General features: G+C 35.3%; 5 protein-coding genes. All 5 read right to left on the minus strand.

What is annotated here, in order from left to right:
• Positions 1-35: 35 nt before the first annotated feature.
• Positions 36-1,607, minus strand: a complete 1,572-nt coding sequence (locus E1140_RS02210; RefSeq protein WP_155178584.1) for a hypothetical protein — start codon at positions 1,605-1,607, stop codon at positions 36-38.
• Positions 1,562-3,457 (minus strand): asparagine synthase (glutamine-hydrolyzing), encoded by a 1,896-nt coding sequence (asnB, locus tag E1140_RS02215; protein ID WP_155178586.1) that lies wholly within the window; start codon positions 3,455-3,457, stop codon positions 1,562-1,564. The genes E1140_RS02210 and asnB overlap by 46 nt, the downstream gene beginning before the upstream one ends.
• Positions 3,458-3,464: 7 nt before the next feature.
• Entirely contained in the window at positions 3,465-4,055 is a 591-nt protein-coding gene (locus E1140_RS02220) for an acyltransferase (RefSeq protein ID WP_155178588.1), read from the minus strand.
• On the minus strand, positions 4,052-4,930 hold the full coding sequence (locus tag E1140_RS02225) for a glycosyltransferase (RefSeq protein ID WP_185153379.1): 879 nt from the start codon (positions 4,928-4,930) through the stop codon (positions 4,052-4,054). Before E1140_RS02225 ends, E1140_RS02220 begins: the two co-directional genes overlap by 4 nt.
• Positions 4,931-4,935: 5 nt before the next feature.
• The coding region (locus E1140_RS02230) for a glycosyltransferase family 2 protein (protein WP_155178592.1) at positions 4,936-5,705 on the minus strand (770 nt) is incomplete at its 5' end.

Below are 5,705 nucleotides of genomic sequence, written 5' to 3' on the forward strand. Positions count from 1 at the left end.
GTAGATATTAAGTAAAAATTAATTATTTACACTTTCTATTCTAAACTTTTAAAATTCTTCTCAGGATTTACTTTTAATCGATATAGAAAGCCTCCGTTAAAACCAGTTAATTCGGCATCAGAAAAGAAGAGGTCGCCATTAGTATTTATACTTAAAGCACGCTTCTGACTATATTGATCAAGATCTATTTCAGATTTCGTGCCTAATAAAAAGTAATCTAAGGTAAAATCGCTAAAGGCCAATACTTTGTCAGCTCCTAATAAGTACAAAGTTTTGCCATCTTTTGATAAATCAGAACTAGTAATTTTATTATCTCTACCCTTTACTTTTTGTATATATAGGCTATCAATTAGTTCTGCTTTATGATTTCCCGGTGAATCAGGTACTTTGAAATGGTATAAGTAATCATTACCTGCACTGTTACTAAATAAATGTACGTATCCTTTATGCCATAAAATAGATTCAAAATCACTGCCGTTATATTTCGGCAAGGTTAAGGTAATAACTTCAGCATTTACTCGATTAATTCTTTCGTCTAAGATATTCACTTTGTAAATCTGAAGGTTTTTTCTGCTTCCTGTTTTATTTCCAACATCTCCTATATAAAAATTACCTTTCTCATCAATAGTCAAATCTTGCCAGCTGTAGTTAGCAGCCAGGGAAACCCTTACAAATTGGTTGATATTACCTAAGGTGTCAAATCTGAAAATCACTGGAGCTCCAGTATTATTGACACCCCAGAAATTGTTTTCACTATCTAATTCCAGTCCTGAGATATTTTTAAGAGCGGTAGGCAACTTGTAATAGCTGAGGTTATCAGATTTCATGTTTGACATAATGAACTCTTCATTGCTCATTTTAGGAGGTGAGCCAATCTCATAATTAAGTAACCATTCATAAATGCGCATATTTTTAAACGTGGCAGTCCAAACGTCATGTTCACCTTCAGCATACTCAGTGTATAAAACGTTGCTGTTGCATAGTTTAAGTTGCTCTACAAGTTGTCGTGTGGCTTTGGGTTTAATTAAGTTATCTTGCCTACCATGGAATGCCCAAATTCCAGCGGATTTGATTTTGCATACTTCACCTTTGTCTCCATATCCCGTAATAGGAATTGCAGCTGCAAATTCTTTTGGGTATTGAGAGCAATATTTCCAAACACCAGCCGCACCTTTGCTAAACCCAACTAAATACACTCTTTTGGGATCAATTGGATAGGTATTCTTTACTTCCTGAATTATTTCATGAATCAGTTCTGGGGGCCATTCTGCAGCTAATTTGTACGGTAGTTGAGGGGCAACAGTATAAAAAGGTAAATCTTGACCTCCTTCAATTATACTTGGGGGTCCCACGGTCTTTACTTTATTAAGATCACCCCCAGTTTGACCACTACCGTGAAGAAAAATTAAGAGAGGAGCTTTTTGATTGATGCTTTCAGGTTTATAAACTAGGTAGTCAATATTATATTCCCCAAAAAGCACACTTGATAAACGATGTGCTTTTTGAGCATATATATTTAAAGAACTAAATAAGAAAAGTATAACAGGGTATATAAAACGGTTTACATCCACTTTTCTCTCCACATTTGAAACACTAATAAATGCCATATTCTTTGAACATTTTCTGCCGTACCATTTAAATAACTATCTCTCAATTTACCAATTTGTTTGTAATTCAGTAAATCATCCTGCTTAAGTTTTTCATCACTAAGGTAGTTAGTGGTAATTTCTTTCAGGTCATTTTTAAACCAATCCATTATAGGAACGACAAAGCCCATCTTTGGTCTTTCCATTAAGTTTTTAGGAACAGCATTATGGACTATATCTTTAAGGATTCTTTTGGTAACGCCATCATGGTACTTATAAGAAGAAGGAAGTTGTGCAATCATTTCGTTTAGTCTGTGATCTAAGAAAGGTTCGCGTCCTTCTAAACTCACACTCATGGTGCACCGGTCGACCTTAGTTAAGTTGTTATCTAAAAGGAAGGTCTTATAATCAATTGCAAGCATCTTATTGATAGCATCATTTTCTCTATTGAGAGAGTTTGAACTTTTGAAATATGATATAGCATCTTTATGTTCAGCAAGAATCCAATCATCGATAGTGGATTTTACATTGAACTTAGATATGGTTATCATGGCTTCCACAGGGTCTTGATTTTGCCATATTTCCTGCATTTTTAGATATCGTTGATCGAAGTTGTACGTCTCCTTTTTCCTAGGAAATACCTGCGGATTAACCATGCTCATGACACCACTAGCAGCCTTTTGTAGTGTCTTAGGAATCTTACCTGTATATTTTAACGCATTGGTAAATTTTGGATACCCACAAAAAAGTTCATCTCCGCCATCTGCAGAAAGTGCTACCTTTACTTCTTTAACAGCCATCTGGCTAACAAGAAGAGTTGGTATTACTGAATTGTCACCAAAAGGTTCATCAAAAATTTCAGGTATTTTAGGGATGATATCTCGAGCATCTTTATAGGTGCAATAATGCTCGTGATGCTCGGTTCCTAAGTAGTCTGCAACTTTTCTTGCATAGGGAGCCTCATCAAACCCTTTATCTTCAAATCCTATAGTAAAGGTTTTGAGTTTGCTAGAACTATTTTGCTGTAACAGAGCGGCCACAGCAGTACTATCATATCCACCACTCAGAAATATTCCCACGGGCACATCGGCAACCATACGAAGTTGGAATGAATCGAGCATTAGTTTAGTTAGTTCTTCCTTAGCCTCTTCATAATCGATATTTAATTTTGGCTTATTATAGGCATCGAAAATATCCCAATATTTTTCCTTTTTTAATTCTCCAGTAGAAACAGAAACTTCAAGATAGTGTCCGGGCTCTAATTTGTATGCATTTTGAAATATTGTATGAGGGACAGGTATGTAGCTGTAAGTAAAATAAAGACTCAAAGCATCAGTATTAAGAGCCTTTTCAAATCTTGGAGATTGATGAAATGCCTTTAATTCTGACGCGAAAAGCAGCATTTTGTCTTTATGATAATAGTAAAGAGGTTTTACTCCGGCTCGATCTCTTGTAAGAAATAACTTCTCTGTTGAACTATCAAACAACGCGAAGGCAAACATTCCAATGAAGTCAGCAAGGGCATTTTTAAGGCCTTTATAATGGATATTTTTTATTATTACCTCCGTATCCGAGGTCGATTGAAAGGAATACCCAACTTTAGTCAGTTGCTCTCTAACCTCCATGTAATTGTAGATTTCACCATTGAAAACTAGCTGCAGATGCTCAAATGTATACGGCTGGTGACCAAACTGTGAGAGGTCGATAATAGATAACCTGCGATGACCAAGACCAACTTGATATGAGTCAGATTCAATAACTACATGGCCATGATCATCGGGCCCACGGTTTTCCAGGCTATTGGTCATATTAATCAATATTTCCTTACTTGAATTACAGTTGCGATCTAAAAATCCTGCTATACCACACATTATTTAACTATATTTTTTTTATGACTTCTGCTGGAATTCCAGCAACAACACAATTTGCTGGAACATCTTTAGTAACTATGGCTCCAGTAGCAACTACCGAATTTTCACCTATGGTTACGCCTTTTAAGATTGTACATCTAGTGGCCAACCATACATTGTCTTCAATAACGATTGGCTTTGATTCACCATCACTAAAATGGTCTTTGAGGCTGTGAAAGTCGCTGTCTAATATAATAGTATAAGGTGCTATTCTTACATTCTCCCCAATAATTATAGACTGTTGTGCATCAATGTGCGCTCCATTAATTCGTGAATTTTTACCTACTGTCAAAGTTCCGTTTGGCCCAGTATATAACTTTGCTTTAATAATTTTTGACCAGACTCTTACTTCATCAGCTAAATGAATTTTACCAAGATTCTCTAGTTTCGGCCTGCCATTAACAGATACATATTTCCCAAGGGATGTGCAGTTTTTTAAATACCATTTAGCAAGTAGCATTCTCCAAGCACCAACAAGGAGCTTTAACCCAAATCCAATAAAAGAGATTTTATTATTCTTAAGCTTCTCTTCTTTATATTTTGCAGTTAGAATATTCATTTAAGTGATAAAGTAAAATGATCTCCAATGCCTCTAAATGTAGCTTTTATAAGGTCAAACCTTCCCTTCATAAGATACTGTATAGTATTTTTGGGTATGGTAAGCACAATAATTATCAAGATGCTTGTGAGCTTTTTGAGCCCTGAACAGTTTTTTCTGAGATACAAAATTCTTGACCTCATCATATAATAAGCTTTAAGAGGACTATCTTGACCGATTGAGACAGATTCTTTATGTATTATGCTTGAGTTTCCAGTGTAGTATATATTATGACCTGCATTTTTTATTTGCTCGGTCCAGTCATGTTCTTCATAATAAAGAAAAAACTCTTCTGGCATCTTTCCAACTTCATCAATAACTGTCTTTCTCACCGCAAGACATGCACCGTGCCCCAACTCAGTTATTTTTGTAAAATTATATTGCCCATTGTCAATTTCACCTAAACCTAGTCTTTTACCTCTGCCAGTCCAAGGATTAATGGCTTTCGCTCCAGCGTATTGAATAGTTTTTTCATCGGGAAACACTACTTTGGGTGTGACCATCGCGGCATCTGAATGGTTTTTAAAGACTTCAATTATTGGCTGTATGAAGTTGCTATAAACTACCGTATCGTTATTAATGAAAATGATAAATTCTCCATTTGCCTGATCTATACCAAGATTGTTTCCGCCAGCAAAGCCTAGGTTTTCCTCGCTCCTTATCAAAGTAACATTAAGATCTGTTTTTCTAAGTTCAAAGATGTTTTTTGATGCATTATCAACAATAATTAATTCTAAATTTGGGTAGGAGAGTTGTTCACAACTTGCAAGAAACTCATCTGTGTCCTTCTCTGCATTGTAATTGATTGTAATCAGAGTAACTAGTGGGTATTGCACTTTATTCATTTTGATTTGCTATCACTCACTTCGGAGGCACTATGAGGGGTATGAATAAATTTTCTATTTGCTCCCTTTAATTTGAATAACAAAAGAAACATTCTTAAAAATATTAAGGGGAGAGAGGTAATTGCTTTTAACATCTGTTTTCCAAAGTACTCATTTGGAATGGCTAATATTAGGCTCAATACTGTTATTCCTGACAATATAATCCATTTTATAAATTGAGTGGTAACAACTAAAGATAATAGGATCGATACTGTCGTAAGTAAAGCTAGTAACCCGAGATTGAGTAATCTTGGTAGCTGGATATTTCTTAAGACAGTACTATTGAAGTATGTGAATTGACCAATAAATAGCCCCTTAATGCCTGAAAAAAAATATTTAGCTAAGTAATGATATTGACTTGAAATCCATCTTTTGCGCTGGTTTTCAAATACTGCAGAGTTTCTTACTTTTTCATCATACACTACTGCCTCGTCAATATAAAGAACCTTGTAGCCTTTATTTACTAAGAGAAGTTCCAATTCACGGTCAAACCCTCCAACAGATGCCATTGAGGATAATTCTTTTTTTATCAGATCATACCTGAATGACATCCCAGACCCTTTAAGTGATGAAGATAACCTTAGAGCAGTACTACCTTTACACATGACATGATTGTTTATTTCTTCACTTAATCCGTCTAGAAAAGCCATTGTGTTGTCCTTATTTTTTGCAGCTCTTCTTCCCTGAATCACTTCATGTCCCATTCCATGAATGTGATTTAATGTTT

It is taken from the genome of Fulvivirga lutimaris (genome assembly GCF_009711525.1).
Classification (GTDB): domain Bacteria; phylum Bacteroidota; class Bacteroidia; order Cytophagales; family Cyclobacteriaceae; genus Fulvivirga; species Fulvivirga lutimaris.